This is a genomic window from Chimaeribacter californicus, assembly GCF_002858675.1.
GTDB lineage: Bacteria > Pseudomonadota > Gammaproteobacteria > Enterobacterales > Enterobacteriaceae > Chimaeribacter > Chimaeribacter californicus.
This window is the reverse complement of the sequence record NZ_PJZF01000007.1, coordinates 164,058-179,483: the sequence shown is the minus strand read 5'-3', so window position 1 is coordinate 179,483 and position 15,426 is coordinate 164,058. Positions and strand designations below refer to the sequence as shown.

The 15,426-nt window shown below is 59.4% G+C and carries 14 protein-coding genes and 2 tRNA genes; 7 read left to right on the top strand and 9 right to left on the bottom strand.

Annotated features, from left to right (window positions below; all coding sequences use genetic code 11):
• Positions 1-246: 246 nt before the first annotated feature.
• Both CYR55_RS10695 and CYR55_RS10690 read left to right on the top strand, forming a co-directional pair.
• A tRNA-Ser gene (locus CYR55_RS10695) sits at positions 247-336 on the top strand.
• A 397-nt stretch (positions 337-733) separates the two neighbouring features.
• A tRNA-Ser gene (locus CYR55_RS10690) sits at positions 734-823 on the top strand.
• An 81-nt stretch (positions 824-904) separates the two neighbouring features.
• On the opposite strand, the gene CYR55_RS10685 is transcribed toward CYR55_RS10690, so the two are convergent.
• A complete protein-coding gene (locus CYR55_RS10685) occupies positions 905-1,996 on the bottom strand; it encodes a GGDEF domain-containing protein (protein WP_101816122.1) in 1,092 nt (363 codons plus the stop codon).
• Between the two features lie 334 nt (positions 1,997-2,330).
• Here CYR55_RS10685 and dauA point away from each other — a divergent pair, with 334 nt between their 5' ends.
• A complete protein-coding gene (dauA, locus tag CYR55_RS10680; protein WP_101816121.1) occupies positions 2,331-4,022 on the top strand; it encodes a C4-dicarboxylic acid transporter DauA in 1,692 nt (563 codons plus the stop codon).
• 92 nt (positions 4,023-4,114) lie between these two features.
• Here the strand turns inward: dauA and kdsA are convergent, their stop codons facing one another.
• The 6 genes from kdsA to hemA are packed head-to-tail and all read right to left on the bottom strand — an operon-like array spanning position 4,115 to position 9,510.
• Positions 4,115-4,969, bottom strand: coding sequence for a 3-deoxy-8-phosphooctulonate synthase (kdsA, locus tag CYR55_RS10675; protein ID WP_101816120.1), 855 nt, complete (start codon positions 4,967-4,969; stop codon positions 4,115-4,117).
• A gap of 50 nt (positions 4,970-5,019) precedes the next feature.
• Positions 5,020-5,829: an invasion regulator SirB1 gene (gene sirB1, locus CYR55_RS10670; protein ID WP_101816119.1), complete on the bottom strand. Its 810-nt coding sequence runs from the start codon at positions 5,827-5,829 to the stop codon at positions 5,020-5,022.
• 3 nt (positions 5,830-5,832) lie between these two features.
• The gene (locus tag CYR55_RS10665; RefSeq protein ID WP_101816118.1) at positions 5,833-6,225 is read right to left on the bottom strand and encodes a SirB2 family protein; all 393 of its coding nucleotides are present in this window, start codon (positions 6,223-6,225) and stop codon (positions 5,833-5,835) included.
• A gap of 52 nt (positions 6,226-6,277) precedes the next feature.
• The gene (gene prmC / locus CYR55_RS10660) at positions 6,278-7,111 is read right to left on the bottom strand and encodes a peptide chain release factor N(5)-glutamine methyltransferase (protein ID WP_101816117.1); all 834 of its coding nucleotides are present in this window, start codon (positions 7,109-7,111) and stop codon (positions 6,278-6,280) included.
• Entirely contained in the window at positions 7,111-8,193 is a 1,083-nt protein-coding gene (prfA, locus tag CYR55_RS10655; protein WP_101816116.1) for a peptide chain release factor 1, read from the bottom strand. Before prfA ends, prmC begins: the two co-directional genes overlap by 1 nt.
• A gap of 54 nt (positions 8,194-8,247) precedes the next feature.
• A complete protein-coding gene (gene hemA / locus CYR55_RS10650; RefSeq protein WP_101816115.1) occupies positions 8,248-9,510 on the bottom strand; it encodes a glutamyl-tRNA reductase in 1,263 nt (420 codons plus the stop codon).
• 229 nt (positions 9,511-9,739) lie between these two features.
• Here hemA and lolB point away from each other — a divergent pair, with 229 nt between their 5' ends.
• The 3 genes from lolB to prs all read left to right on the top strand — a co-directional run bounded on the left by lolB (position 9,740) and on the right by prs (position 12,330).
• Positions 9,740-10,378 (top strand): lipoprotein insertase outer membrane protein LolB, encoded by a 639-nt coding sequence (lolB, locus tag CYR55_RS10645; protein WP_101816114.1) that lies wholly within the window; start codon positions 9,740-9,742, stop codon positions 10,376-10,378.
• 1 nt (position 10,379) lies between these two features.
• On the top strand, positions 10,380-11,249 hold the full coding sequence (gene ispE / locus CYR55_RS10640; RefSeq protein WP_101816113.1) for a 4-(cytidine 5'-diphospho)-2-C-methyl-D-erythritol kinase: 870 nt from the start codon (positions 10,380-10,382) through the stop codon (positions 11,247-11,249).
• Positions 11,250-11,382: 133 nt separating this feature from the next.
• Complete coding sequence (gene prs, locus CYR55_RS10635) at positions 11,383-12,330, top strand: ribose-phosphate diphosphokinase (protein ID WP_101816112.1); 948 nt, start codon at positions 11,383-11,385, stop codon at positions 12,328-12,330.
• Between the two features lie 109 nt (positions 12,331-12,439).
• Here the strand turns inward: prs and ychH are convergent, their stop codons facing one another.
• Positions 12,440-12,712 carry a stress-induced protein YchH gene (ychH, locus tag CYR55_RS10630; protein ID WP_101816111.1) on the bottom strand — a complete coding sequence of 91 codons (273 nt, stop codon included), beginning with the start codon at positions 12,710-12,712 and terminating at the stop codon, positions 12,440-12,442.
• A gap of 274 nt (positions 12,713-12,986) precedes the next feature.
• Here ychH and pth point away from each other — a divergent pair, with 274 nt between their 5' ends.
• Positions 12,987-13,571 (top strand): aminoacyl-tRNA hydrolase, encoded by a 585-nt coding sequence (gene pth / locus CYR55_RS10625; RefSeq protein ID WP_175580797.1) that lies wholly within the window; start codon positions 12,987-12,989, stop codon positions 13,569-13,571.
• A 31-nt stretch (positions 13,572-13,602) separates the two neighbouring features.
• Here the strand turns inward: pth and CYR55_RS10620 are convergent, their stop codons facing one another.
• Positions 13,603-15,129: a SulP family inorganic anion transporter gene (locus CYR55_RS10620; protein ID WP_101816109.1), complete on the bottom strand. Its 1,527-nt coding sequence runs from the start codon at positions 15,127-15,129 to the stop codon at positions 13,603-13,605.
• Between the last annotated feature and the right edge of the window lie 297 nt (positions 15,130-15,426).

The following is a 15,426-nucleotide window of genomic DNA, read 5'->3' as shown; positions in this document are numbered from 1 at the left end:
TGCGCCATTTATTGCCTGGTTATGCAGATACCCTCAATAACCTGTTGAAAGAACCATAACAGCGGGTATCTGGGCCGTGTTCTGATGCAGGTTGTGCAGAGTTACGCCAAAAATTGTTTTTTAAAACAACAGATTGCTGAAAGTTTAACTAAACGGTAAAAACCTGAAAAAAGGGGCTTGACCCATTGCACTGACCTCCCTATAGTAGCGCCCCGTTGAGACGCGAAAGCGGCGAGACGACAATATGGTGAGGTGTCCGAGTGGCTGAAGGAGCACGCCTGGAAAGTGTGTATACGTGAAAACGTATCGAGGGTTCGAATCCCTCCCTCACCGCCATATTCAAAAGCAGAAGGCCCCGATGAAAATCGGGGCCTTCTGCTTTTGAATCCGGGGATGGGCGGCCGGTGAGAACCCTGTGGTTCGACAAAACGGCAGAAACGCCGTTTTGCATGGCCCCGCCACCCGCAAGGGCGAGCGCCAGGGAAGGCGCGAGTGCACCCCGACCGAACCGCCCTTCTGCGTTTGTGGCTGAGAACACGCCACCGGGAACAGACATTTTTCTCTCTTTTTTCAGGGTTTACCCGGTACGTAAACCGGGTAAAACGGTGACATAAGCGGCAAAGCGCACAGAGCTTAACCATTTGCCAACAAACAGAGAAAATCTTCTTGACCCTTTGCACTGACCTCCCTATAGTAGCGCCCCGTTGAGCCGCGATAGCGATGAGACGAAAACGGTGAGGTGTCTGAGTGGCTGAAGGAGCACGCCTGGAAAGTGTGTATACGTGAAAGCGTATCGAGGGTTCGAACCCCTCTCTCACCGCCAAATTAAAAAGCAGAAGGCCCTGATGAAAATCAGGGCCTTCTGCTTTTATACTTCCCGCCAGTGAGAACCCGCCCCCACGCGCTATCCCGGGCCATCCCCGAGCTGATCCAGTTGCATAATCCGGCTGCACATCACCTGATTTTTGCCGTTGCGCTTGGCCTGATAAAGGGCATCATCGGCCATTTCTACCGCTTTGTTCATCGCCATGCCCGGCAGATAAATCGCTGCCCCGATAGAGACCGTGACGGACAGGCTGGCCCCCTCGGCCAGCCGCAGCACACTGGCAGACATCGCCTGCCGGATGCGTTCCGCGGTTTCCACGATCGGCCCGGTATTATGGCGATCGGTAATCACAATAAACTCTTCGCCACCATAGCGACCGGCAAAATCGGCGCTGTCGAGGCTCTGCATCAGCACCTCACTCAATTGCACCAGCAACTGGTCACCCACCAGGTGCCCATGGGTGTCATTCACCTGCTTAAAATTATCAATATCAATCAGCAGCAGGCCACCCGGTTTCTGGTGCGCCTGAAGCGACATCAGTTTGAAGTCAATGCTGGTGCGGTTGTTGAGCCGGGTCAGGCTGTCGATCGTGGCGCGATCGCGTAATGAAAAATAGGCGTGAATATGCCGCTCGGCAAAGTTAAGCGCATGGTAGCAGGCCGCGAGGCAGCCGGTTACCGCACACTGGTAAAACAGCACATCGTACCAGGGCACGCGCAGCGGCTGGCTGTAGGCCAGCGCCATACGGTAGAACGCGATCAGGATGATGGCGCGGTAAAACAGCCGGTGGGTTTTATGCCGCCAGACGCGCAACAGCAACAGCGGCACCAGCACCGAGGCGATCAGCAGATTATCCAGCGAGAGGGGCTCCGTCAGCGCCACATTCACCAGAAAACTGGTGACTCCGCTCAACCAGCCGCCAAAAAAGGTCACCAGGATAATCGGGATCATCTCAAAGTTAAAAAAGAGATGGGTGGAGACATCAAGCCGGTCAGGGATCAGGTAGTACAGCGCCAGCCCGGAAAGCAGCCCGAACGCGACCCGCTTCCAGGCCTCACTCTGCCAGGAGAACGCTGACTGGCTGCTCAGCGCAAAATAACTCAGGGAAAGCGTTGCGTAGGTAACGCAGATGTCCGCATAAAGTGTCGGATAAGATAAAAACAGCTGCATGATCGTTGCCTCTCCCTCTGCACTGGGCACCCTGCTGCCGGCCCGGCCCGGTACGCTTGCGATTTCAAGCTATTACCTCACTATAGATGAATCCCACCGGCATGAAGCCTCTACCGCTGACGGTGTGAAGGCACCGACATTTCCCCTGAGAATTATAACCCCTGCTTATTGCCTGTACCTGAATCATTACCCGCCCTCGCCCCACCGCGCACAATCCCTGACAGAGTTTGACTTACATCTATAAGTGCCGGGGCTGACCGGCGTAAGGTATGGCGCGCTTATCCGGCGGGCTGGTCAGGCTCCGCCTTTTTTCTCTCTTTTGGGTTGTTCCGTAATGAAAATGCATGGATTCCGCGCCCTCCTCCGGGGCAATGCGCTGGCAGAGGCCTGCCGGCATGAACCTTATTCGCTCCAGCGCCTGATGAAAGATGCCGTGGCAGGCATCACCGTCGGGATTATTGCCATTCCGCTGGCGATGGCGCTGGCGATTGCCAGCGGGGTGCCACCCCAGTATGGCCTTTACACCTCGGCGATTGCCGGGCTGGTGATTGCGTTGTGCGGCGGCTCGCGTTTCAGCGTCTCCGGGCCGACGGCGGCTTTTGTGGTGATCCTGTTCCCGGTCTCCCAGCAGTTCGGGCTGGCCGGGCTGCTGGTGGCGACCCTGCTCTCCGGCGTGATGCTGGTGCTGATGGGCATCGCCCGCATCGGCAGGCTGATTGAATATATCCCGTTGCCGGTCACGCTGGGCTTTACCTCCGGCATCGGCATTACTATCGCCACGATGCAAATCAAGGATCTATTCGGGCTGGAGATGGCGACGGTGCCGGAACACTTCACCGACAAAGTCGTGGCGCTGGCCCAGGCCTTACCCAGCTTCAGCGCGGCGGATGCGGTGATTGGCTTCTCGACGCTGGCGGTGCTGATTTTCTGGCCGCGGCTCGGCGTGCGGCTGCCGGGACACCTGCCGGCGCTGCTGCTCGGCACCGGTGTGATGGCGCTGCTGGCAACCCTGGGGCACCCGGTTGCCACCATCGGCTCGCGTTTCAGTTACCTGCTGGCGGACGGCACCCAGGGCATCGGCATTCCGCCGATCCTGCCGCAACTGGCGCTGCCGTGGAATGTTACTACCGGGAGCGGGCCGGCCGTCACCCTGGACTGGGCGCTGGTGTCGGCGCTGCTGCCGGCGGCGTTTACCATGGCGATGCTGGGGGCGATTGAGTCCCTGCTTTGCGCGGTCGTGCTGGACGGCATGACCGGCAGCAAACACCACGCCAACAATGAGCTGATAGGCCAGGGCATCGGGAATATCGTTGCGCCGTTTTTCGGCGGCATCACCGCCACCGCCGCGATTGCGCGCTCGGCGGCCAACGTGCGCGCCGGTGCCACCTCGCCGGTGGCCGCCGTTATCCATGCCTTGCTGGTGCTGCTGGCGCTACTGAGCCTGGCCCCGTTGCTGGCTTACCTGCCGATGGCGGCCATGGCGGCGCTACTGCTGATCGTCGCGTGGAACATGAGTGAGGCGCATAAAGTGGTGGGCCTGCTGCGCCGTGCGCCGAAGGATGACATCATCGTGATGCTGCTCTGCATGAGCCTGACGGTGCTGTTTGATATGGTACTGGCGATAAGCGTCGGCATCGTGCTGGCCTCTCTGCTGTTTATGCGCCGCGTGGCGCGCATGACCCGCCTGACGGAAGTCACCGGCCAGCACGCCGGTACGCAGCTGTTCCGCGTCAGCGGCCCGCTGTTTTTCGCTGCGGCCGAGCGGATCTTTGAGGAGCTGGCAACGCGCACCCGGCAGGCTGAACGCATTATCCTGCAGTGGGACGCGGTGGTGGTGCTGGATGCCGGGGGGCTGAACGCCCTTCAGCACTTTATTGATGCCCTGCCCGCCGGTAAACACCTCTATATCTGTGAGGTGCCTTACCAGCCGCTGAAAACGCTGGCGCGCGGCCGGGTGCAACCCCTGCCGGGGCGGCTGACCTTCTGCGCCACCCTGCCGGAAGCGCTGCACGCGGCGGCGGCCTGATCGGCAGACGTAAAAAAGGCGCTGACGTAAAAAAGGCGATAATGTTATCGCCTTTTTGTGATTGCCTTTTCACGCGCTACGCGGCGTGTGCATTACTTGCTGGTGTCGAGTTCCGGGAAGTTTTTCACCAGATCGTCGATGGCTTTCATCTGCATCAGGAACGGCTCCAGCTTGTCCAGCGGCAGTGCGGACGGGCCGTCACATTTGGCGTTGGCCGGGTCCGGGTGGGCTTCGATGAACAGACCGGCCAGGCCGACGGCCATCCCGGCACGAGCCAGTTCGGCCACCTGACCACGGCGGCCGCTGGACGCGGCACCAAACGGGTCACGGCATTGCAGCGCGTGGGTCACGTCAAAGATCACCGGGTGGCCGTTGGTGGCCTGGATCATGACGTTGATGCCCAGCATGTCAACCACCAGGTTGTCATAGCCGAAGTTGCTGCCGCGGTCACACAGGATCACCTGATCGTTACCGCCCTCTTTGAACTTCTCCACGATGTTGCCCATCTGGCCCGGGCTGACGAACTGCGGCTTCTTGACGTTGATCACCGCACCGGTTTTCGCCATCGCTTCGACCAGGTCAGTCTGGCGTGCCAGGAAGGCCGGCAGCTGGATCACGTCCACCACGTCCGCCACCGGCTGCGCCTGCCAGCTCTCGTGCACGTCAGTGATGATTTTTACGCCGAAAGCCTGCTTCAGCTCCTGGAAGATTTTCATGCCCTCATCCAGGCCCGGACCACGGTAAGAGTGGATAGAGGAGCGGTTAGCTTTATCAAAGGAGGCCTTGAACACGTAAGGAATGCCGAGCTTCTGCGTTACGGTGACGTAGTGCTCACACACGCGCATTGCCATGTCACGTGATTCCAGAACGTTCATGCCGCCAAACAACACAAACGGCAAATCGTTCGCGACGTCGATATCACCAATGCTGACCACTTTTTGTTTCATGCTTTCGCCTTTATTCAGGGGAGATAAATTGACTATTTCACAACGCACGCTTAATGCAGCACAATCCGTTTCTCTTCAAGCGCATCGATTTGCGTCTTGAGCACCTGCGACACCGGATCGTCCGGGCACTGCTCAACAAAATAGCGCAGATCGGCGTGGGCGATATGCTCACAGTCGAGATGGGCATAGATAAGCCCGCGATCGCGCCGTTCGTACGGGTCATCCGGGTCAAACGCCAGAATGGCCTGGCTGGCGGCCAGCGCCAGCTCCATCTGCTGCTCTTCCATCAACGACGCCTTGAGCGTGTCCAGCATTCTGCGTACCACCAGGGTATTGTCGCACTCATCAATGTCCTCATCCTCCAGTTGCGCGCTGAAACCCAGGTTGCCCTTGATCCACGCCTGCAGGGTATGTTCGCTGAGGGTTTCCCCGTTCAGGGGATTGATGAGCCACATTTCTTCGTCGAGCCAGTCCGCCCGCAGGATCAGCTGGGTCGGAAAAATCACCGGCGAGAGCGGGAGATCAATCGCACCGGCGATATGTAAAAACAGGGTGCCGAGGGAGACCGGCGTGCCTTCGCGCGATGCCAGCACCTTATCCAGCCAGATGGCATCCGAGAGGCGATAGATCCCCCCCGCGCCGCCAAAGCCCCAGGTCTGGTAGAACAGCGCGATTAACGCCTCGAGCCGCTGCTCCTGACTTCCGCCGGGCGGCACCGCCTGCCGGGCCTCGGCCACCAGCGCGCGCAGCTGCCGCGCCACGTCGCCGCCCGGGAAATCAGCGCGTATCGCCTCGGAAATGCGGATCATCCCGGCACTCAACGGGACATCATCAAAAGCAAACTCAGCCACACTACTCATTCATTATCCTAACAACAGCGGCACTTTCGTGACCGCCAATTTCACAATCAGGGCCAGGCAGATCAGCGCCAGAATAAAGGCGGCCCAACGGGCGGACTGACTGCGTGGCTTTTTGCTCAGGGCGACGAAGCCCAGCGCAATATAGATAATAACGCCGAATAACTTCTCCGTCAGCCATGCGCCTTGCGGGCTGAACGGATAAAAATGGGTAATCAGCACCAGCGCGACGCCGCTGAGCAGCAATACCGTGTCATTGATATGGGGAACAATGCGTACCCAGCGCTGCTGCAGGCGCGGTGAGTGGCTACAGAGCCAGAAAAAGCGCACCACCAGCAGCGTAACGCTGAGCAGTACCGTGAGGATATGCAGATCTTTTACCCATACATAAGCAGCCATGCCATTGTCCTTAATAAAGTGTCACGTAGTGAATGTCACGAAATAGAAACGATCAGCCGCCCCAGCGGCCCAGGGTAATGCGGTCATTGCCGCCATAATCCTGCCGGGTGGCCACCTCATCGAAGCCGCGTGCGGTGAGGCCGCAGCGCACGGCGGCAGCCTGTTGCCAGCCATGCTCCAGCAGCAGCCAGCCGCCGGGGTGCAAAAAGTCCGGCGCGGCCGTGATGATGTGCCGCAGGTCAGCCATCCCCTGCTCATCCGCCACCAGCGCGGAGGCCGGTTCGAAGCGCACATCGCCCTCGGCAAGGTGCGGGTCAGCGGCATCGATATAGGGCGGGTTGCTGGCGATAAGATCAAAACGCGCCCCCGCGACCGGGGTGAACCAGCTGCCCGCGAGGAACTGCACATTCGTAATGCCGAGCGTCGCGGCGTTTTGCTGCGCCAGCGCCACCGCCTCCGGTTGCCGGTCAACGCCGGTAACCTGGTCCTGCGGGCGCTCGCTGGCCAGCGCCAGCGCAATCGCCCCGGTGCCGGTGCCCAGGTCCAGCAGCCGGCAGGCCGTGTGCGGCAGGCGCGCCAACGCTTCCTCTACCAGGCATTCGGTATCAGGGCGTGGGATAAGCGTCGAGGGGGAGACCGCCAGCGGCAGTGACCAGAACTCCCGCACGCCAACCAGATAAGCGACCGGTTCACCCTGCACGCGGCGCGCCAGCAAGGCCTCAAGCCGGGCCAGCTGGTCAGCACTCAGCGGGGTTTCACCAAAGGCGAGAATAAAGGTGCGCGCCCGGCCGGTGACATGGCCGAGCAGGATTTCAGCATCACGGCGCGCGCTGTCACTCTGGGTGAGGCGCGCCGCGGCATCAGCAAGCCAGCTGCGGAAATCCATTACTCTTGCTCAGACAGCGCCGCCAGCTGATCGGCCTGATACTCCTGCACAATCGGCTGGATCAACGCATCCAGTTTGCCTTCCATGACCTCGTCCAGACGGTAGATGGTGAGGTTGATGCGGTGATCGGTCACGCGCCCCTGCGGGAAGTTATAGGTGCGGTTACGGTCAGAGCGATCGCCGCTGCCGAGCAGGTTACGGCGGGTCGAGGCCTCGGCCTGCTGGCGCTTGGCCATTTCGGCGGCCCGGATGCGTGCGCCCAGCACGGAGAGCGCCTTGGCTTTGTTTTTATGCTGTGAGCGCTCATCCTGGCACTCCACCACAATGCCGGTCGGCAAGTGGGTGATACGGATGGCAGAATCGGTGGTGTTAACGTGCTGGCCGCCCGCGCCCGACGAGCGGAAGGTATCGATTTTCAGGTCGCCGGCGTTGATTTCCGGCAGCTCCGCTTCCGGCACTTCCGGCATCACTGCCACGGTGCAGGCGGAGGTGTGGATGCGCCCCTGCGATTCGGTCTCCGGCACGCGCTGCACGCGGTGGCCGCCCGACTCAAACTTGAGCTGGCCGTAAACGCCGTCACCGGACACCTTGGCAATCACCTCTTTAAAGCCGCCATGTTCCCCTTCGTTGGCACTCATGATCTCGACGCGCCAGCGGCGGCTTTCGGCATAACGGCTGTACATGCGGAACAGGTCACCGGCAAAAATCGCCGCCTCATCACCGCCGGTGCCGGCGCGCACTTCCAGGAAGCAGCTGCGCTCATCATCCGGATCTTTCGGCAGCAGCAACAGTTGCAACTGCTGCTCCAGCGTCTCCAGGGTCGCCTTGCTCTCTTTAATCTCTTCCTGCGCCATGTCGCGCATTTCCGGATCGTCGAGCATCAATTCAGCGGTGTGCAGGTCATCCTGCACCTGGCGCCACTGCTGGAAGCAGCGGGTCACATCGGACAGCTGGGCATACTCACGCGACAGGGCGCGGAAACGATCTTGATCGGCGATAACGCTGGCATCGCCAAGCATCGCCTGGACTTCTTCGTGGCGCTCTTGCAACGCGTCCAGTTTGGCAACAATAGAGGGCTTCATGCGTGCTGTTTAACCTTGTTTCTCATAGCGGATGTCGGTGTTTTTCGTTGAAAATTATGGCTTTTCCAGCCCCAGACTGTCACGCAGAATTTGCAGCCGCTCCACATCACCCGATTGTGCCGCCTGCTGCAACGATTTGGTCGGCGCATGGATCAGGCGGTTAGTCAATTTATGCGCCAGCTCATGAATCACGGCCTGCACGTCTGCCCCCTGCGCAATGGCCGCCAGTGCCCGCGCTTCCATCTCATTGCGCACGCTGTCTGCATGGGCGCGGTAATCCCGGATCATTTCCACTGCGCCCTGTGAGCGCAGCCAGGCCATGAAATTGGTGCTCTCCTGGGCCACGATAGTTTCTGCCTGAATCGCGGCAGCCTTACGCTGGGCCAGGTTGTTCTGGATGATGGAGTGCAGGTCGTCCACGCTGTAGAGGTAGGCGTTGGAAAGCTTGCCGACTTCCGGCTCGATGTCACGCGGCACCGCGATGTCCACCAGCAGCATCGGCTGGTTGCGGCGCGCCTTGAGCGCCCTCTCCACCATGCCTTTGCCGATGATCGGCAGCGGGCTGGCCGTGGAGCTGATGATGATGTCGGCATCCGCCAGGCGGGCGTCAATCTCCGGCAGGGTGATCACCTCAGCCCCGACTTCATCCGCCAGCGCCTGGGCGCGTTCACGCGTGCGGTTGGCGATCATCATATGCTTCACGCGGTGTTCACGCAGGTGGCGCGCCACCAGTTCGATGGTCTCCCCCGCGCCGACCAGCAGCACGTTCAGGTCAGCCAGCGATTCAAAGATCTGCCGCGCCAGGGTACAGGCCGCAAACGCCACGGAGACCGCACTGGCGCCAATGTCGGTTTCAGTACGCACTCGCTTGGCGACAGAGAAGGATTTCTGGAACAGGCGCTCAAGCTCACCCGAGACGGAATGCCCGCGTTGTGATTCGGCAAAGGCTTTTTTCACCTGCCCCAGGATTTGCGGCTCGCCCAGCACCAGCGAGTCCAGCCCGCTGGCCACGCGCATCAGGTGGCTGACCGCCTCATTATCATGGTGCCAGTAGAGGCTCTGGCGCACTTCCTCTTCACTGAGCTGGTGGTAATCACACAGCCAGGCAACCAGTTGCTCCTTGAGGTTCTCCTGCTCCTCCACACTGAGGTAAAGTTCAGTGCGGTTACAGGTAGACAGCACAACGCCCCCCTGCACCAGCGGTTGCCGGAGCAGGCTGTTCAACGCCTGATCGAGGGTATCCGGGGAGAAGGTCACCCGTTCACGCAACGACACCGGCGCGGTTTTATGATTTATACCTAATGCAAGCAGGGTCATGGGAATGGCTTTGAATAATACTTATCTTGATATGGGATTGGTCTGAACGGCATTCTACTTGATGCGCGGGATCAATAAAAGCAACACCGCATTATCAGTGCAATTGATGAAAAGCCCCTTCCCGGTCATTTTCAGCCACATAAGAATATTGACGCTCACCGGCAAGCCCGTTAGCGTGAAAGGCTGTGTTAGCATTAACGCATCACATTAAAGGATATGACGAATTATTATGCCAAAACCACCGCGTAACGCCGCACGCCTGAACCTGCTGCGCCTGCTTCCACTGGCCAGCGTCCTGCTGGCTGCCTGTTCCCTGACGGCCCCGCGCGGCCCGGCCACCAGCCCGGATTCCCCACAGTGGAAACAGCACCAGCAGCAGGTGCAGCAACTCTCCACGTACCAGACCCGCGGCGCCTTCGCCTACCTGTCTGACCGGCAGAAGGTCTACGCCAACTTCTTCTGGCAGCAGTCCAGCCCCACCCATTACCGCCTATTGCTGACCAACCCGCTCGGCAGCACCGAAATGGAGCTGAGAGTGCAGAACAGCGTGGCGCAGCTCACCACCAAAGACGGCAAACAGTACGTCAGCGACAACCCGGAAGAGATGTTACAGAAACTTACCGGCATGGCGATCCCGCTTAACAGCCTGCGCCAGTGGATGCTGGGCCTGCCGGGTGACGCCACGGACTTCACGCTGGATGACCGCTACCGCCTGAGCGCCCTGACCTACAGCCAGAACGGCACGGCGTGGAAAGTTGAGTATGCCGGGTATAATGAGGAAGTAACGCCGGCCCTGCCGAGCAGCCTCACGCTGACCCAGGGCGAACAACGCATCAAACTGAAAATGAACCGCTGGACCCTGAAATAACATGACGCACTTCTGGCCCTCTCCGGCAAAACTCAATCTGTTCCTTTATATCACCGGCCGGCGGCCGGATGGCTACCACCTGTTGCAGACGCTGTTCCAGTTCCTCGACTACGGCGACACCGTAGGCGTTGCGCCGCGTGAGGACGGCAACATTGTGCTGGCCACGCCGGTCGCGGGCGTGCCGGAGGATCAGAACCTGATGGTGCGCGCGGCTCGGCTGCTGCAACAGCACTGTGAGGCCGCACAGATTGACAGCCTGCCGCGCGGTGCCACACTGAGTATTGAGAAAGTCTTGCCGATGGGCGGCGGGCTGGGCGGCGGTTCCTCCAACGCGGCCACCGTGCTGGTGGCGCTGAACCAGCTCTGGCAGTGCGGCCTGAGCGACGACACCCTGGCCGCGCTGGGCCTGCAACTGGGGGCCGATGTGCCGGTGTTTGTGCGCGGCCATGCGGCGTTTGCCGAGGGCATTGGCGAGCAGTTACAGCCCGCCTCGCCGGAAGAGAAGTGGTATCTGGTGGCGCACCCCGGCGTCAGCATCCCGACGCCGGTGATTTTTGCCGATCCGGCGCTGACGCGTAACACCCCGGTGCGGTCGCTGGAGACGTTGTTACGCACCCCCTACGCAAATGATTGCGAAGCGATTGCAAGAAAACGTTTTTACGAGGTTGAACAGCTTCTTTCATGGCTGTTAGAATACGCGCCGTCGCGCCTGACTGGCACCGGAGCCTGTGTTTTTGCCGAGTTCAACACAGAATCCGCTGCCCGGCAGGTGTTAAATCAAGCTCCTGAATGGGTAAACGGTTTTGTTGCGCGAGGTGTAAATGTTTCGCCGCTGCACCGTACCCGCCGGGAGTGTGGAGCCGTGACTTAACGCCAGTGTGTGCGCTGCGCCTGCGTTAACCGCCCTTCACTGATATACCGTATGTATATTGCGGCCATGCCACACTTCGCCCGGTGATGTGGCCGACGATATCTTCTCTGGACGCATGCCTGAGGTTCTTCTCGTGCCTGATATGAAGCTTTTTGCTGGTAACGCCACCCCGGAACTAGCACAACGTATTGCCAACCGTTTGTACACCAGTCTTGGTGACGCCGCTGTAAGTCGCTTCAGCGACGGCGAAGTCAGCGTGCAAATCAACGAAAATGTACGCGGTGGTGATATTTTCATCATCCAGTCCACCTGTGCACCCACCAATGACAACCTGATGGAACTGGTTGTGATGGTTGATGCGCTGCGCCGCGCTTCCGCAGGCCGCATCACTGCTGTTATCCCCTACTTTGGTTATGCCCGCCAGGATCGCCGCGTGCGCTCTGCCCGTGTGCCGATCACCGCGAAAGTGGTGGCGGATTTCCTCTCCAGCGTTGGGGTTGACCGCGTGCTGACGGTGGATCTGCATGCTGAACAGATTCAAGGCTTCTTCGATGTGCCGGTAGACAACGTCTTTGGCAGCCCGATCCTGCTGGAAGATATGTTGCAGCAGAACCTGGAGAACCCGATTGTGGTCTCTCCGGACATCGGTGGTGTGGTGCGCGCCCGCGCGATTGCCAAACTGCTGAATGACACGGACATGGCCATCATCGATAAACGCCGTCCGCGTGCCAACGTCTCCCAGGTGATGCACATCATCGGTGACGTGGCCGGCCGTGACTGTGTGCTGGTTGATGACATGATCGACACCGGCGGCACCCTGTGCAAAGCAGCGGAAGCGCTGAAAGAGCGCGGTGCCAAACGTGTGTTCGCCTATGCTACCCACCCGATCTTCTCGGGCAATGCGGTAGAGAACATCAAAAACTCCGTGATTGACGAAGTGATCATCTGCGACACCATTCCGCTGTCGCCGGAGATCCGCGCGCTGAGCAAAGTGCGTACGCTGACGCTGTCCGGCATGCTGGCTGAAGCCATCCGCCGTATCAGCAACGAAGAGTCCATCTCGGCGATGTTCGAGCATTAATACTGTGTGGCCCGCCCGAGGCCACCGGTGATGTTGGGTTGCAATGAAAAACCGCCGGTTATGCCGGCGGTTTTTTTATGTGCAAAATTCTCAGCCTGAGGCTAAATCATTAGTGCGGGTGATGTGACCGGTTGCAGCGTTTATCAAAATGCTTTACCCACCAGTAGCGGTCGCACACCTGTTCCCGCCCGCCGATACGTGCACCGGCCAACCACAACAATGCACCGATGAAAATGCTCATCACGGCGCCGTGGGCAAAATATTGCGGCAGATTAAGCTGCGGCATCTGGTTAAGAATGGAGTAGCCGACGCCGCCTACCATGGTTAACAGGCCCAGTCCCATCAGAAGGTTACCCGCCAGCGTTGCATGTTTACGTCTCATTTCACACCTCCCTGAAGTCACCCGATCGGTTACCGGGGCTAATTGATGAAAGTATAGGCAGAGCTTATGGCGGGAGTTGCGGAGAGGATCACAGAAGGCAAAGAACTTTTGACAAATCTTTACTAAAACGCCCTATTTTAATTAACATTAACAATAATTTATAAAGCTCATTATTCAAGTTTTGAGGTATTTCTCCCGGCGACGCCCCCGGTTTTGTCATCATGCCGATCCGCAGGTAAACTAGCCGGCTCTATTTCTGATGAAGCGAAATCCCGTGAGCAGCATAAAACTCATTGTCGGCCTGGCCAACCCAGGCGCTGAATATGCCCAGACCCGTCATAACGCCGGGGCCTGGTATGTCGATCTGCTGGCGCGCCGGCACAATGTCTCCCTGAAAGAAGAGAGCAAATTCTTCGGCTATACCGGCCGCCTGACGCTGGCCGGGCAGGATGTGCGCCTGCTGGTTCCCACCACGTTTATGAATTTGAGCGGCAAAGCGGTGGCCGCGATGGCCACCTTCTACCGGCTCAATCCGGATGAGATCCTGGTGGCCCATGATGAGCTGGACATCCCGCCGGGGGTGGCGAAAGTAAAACTGGGCGGCGGCAATGGCGGCCATAACGGCCTGAAAGATATTCAGAGCAAACTGGGCAACAACCCGAATTTCTACCGCCTGCGCATCGGCATCGGCCATCCGGGTGATAAGAATAAAGTGGTGGGGTTTGTGCTCGGCAAGCCGCCCGCCAGCGAACAACAGCTGATTGACAGTGCGATTGATGAATCCCTGCGCTGTACCGAGATCCTGATGAAAGAGGGTCTGGAGAAAGCCGTACAGCGGCTGCACGGCTTTAAAGCGTAACCACAGCGGGCCCGGCGCCCGCTGCCTGTTATCAGGTGCGGCGAACCTCGCCCGCTCCTGCTTCACCCTCTTCCGGCTGGTAATCCTCTTCCGCGACAAAATAGTGCGGGTCGTCCAGTTCATGGCTGCAGAACGGCCCGGCTTTCGCCAGCAGCCGCACGCAGTCCGGGCTGAGGTGGCGCAGGCGGATGCGTTTGCCCGCCTCCAGGTAGCGGCTGGTGAGTTTGTCGATCGCTTCCACGCCGCTGGCGTCCATCACGCGGGTGGCGGCAAAGTCGATAACGACCTGCTCCGGGTCTTTCGCCGGGTCAAACAGCTCGGCAAACGAGGCGGCCGAACCAAAGAACAGCGGGCCTTCCAGCTGATACACGGCCAGATCCCCTTTCTGCTGACGGCGACGTACGCTGATGCGCGCATGCTGCCAGGCAAACACCAGCGCAGAGATAATCACGCCGCTGATCACCGCCACTGCCAGATCGGTGAAGATGGTAATCAGTGTCACCACCAGCATCACCAGCACGTCTGCTTTCGGCATCCGGCGTAAACGGCGCAGGGAGCTCCACTCAAAGGTGTTATAGCAGACCACCAGCATGATGCCGGCCAACGCCGCCACCGGCAGCAGGCCGATATACGTCGACAGGCTGACCACAAACAGGATCAGCAACAATGCGCCGACCGTGCCGGAGATGCGCCCACGGCCGCCGGAGGTAAAGTTAATGATCGACTGGCCAATCATCGCGCACCCGGCGAAGCAGCCGAACATGCCGCAGAGGGCGTTGCCTGCCCCTTGCGCGATGCTCTCGCGGTTGCCGTTGCCTTTTTTGTTGCCCATCTCATCCAGCACTGTCATGGTCAACAGGGATTCAATCAGGCCCACCAGCGCGATCACCACCGCATAAGGCAGCACGATGCGCAGCGTTTCCAGGTTCAGCGGCGCGGCCGGCAGGTGGAAGCTCGGCAACGTCCCGGAGATGTCTGCCATGTCGCCCACCCGCAGGGTATGCAGGTTAAAGCCGATCGCCACCGCCGACACCACAATCAGCGCCGCCAGGGAGGACGGGATAACCTTAGTGAGTTTCGGGAACAGGCAGACCACCAGGATCGCCAGCAGCACCAGCGCGTACATCATCGGCCCCTGCCCGACGATCATGTGCAGTTGCGCCAGCATAATCACAATCGCCAGCCCGTTCACAAAGCCGTGCACCGCCGGCAGCGGCACCAGCCGGATAAATTTGCCCAGGCGCAGCGCGCCGATGGCGATCTGGATGATGCCGGCGAAAATCGTCGCCCACAGGACGTAGTCCATGCCGTGTTCACTGGCGAGGCTCATCAGCACCACCACAATCGACCCGGCCGCCCCGGAGACCATGCCCGGTTTACCGCCGAACAGGGCCGTCACCAGCCCGATAATAAAGGCGGTATGCAGGCCGACAATCGGTGACAACCCGGCGACCAGTGAAAATCCGACCGCTTCCGGCACCATAGAGACCGCCACAACACAACCGGCCAGCACGTCATTTTTGACGCCGGCCAGCCTGGCGTTATTCATTCCAGACATAAGGAATCCATATTTTATTTGGGTAGCACAACTGCTTCCCCCTAAGGGGAATATGAGATCACCGCAGGCGCAGTGAAGTGCAGCGCATCAGGCTGCTAAGAGGGGGGAAAGCTCAGGGTGGACCAGGCAGAAAATACATCCGGCGCGTTTCCTGTCAGTTAAAAAGTTGTAGCAGTATCGGCAAAGCGTGTGGCAAAGGCAAGCCCGAAGGGCATGGCCAGATGCGGATCGAGATAAACACGCTTTCCGTGTATAATAAGGGGTAAGTGTGCAATTCAATAATGCGGCCTATATTAA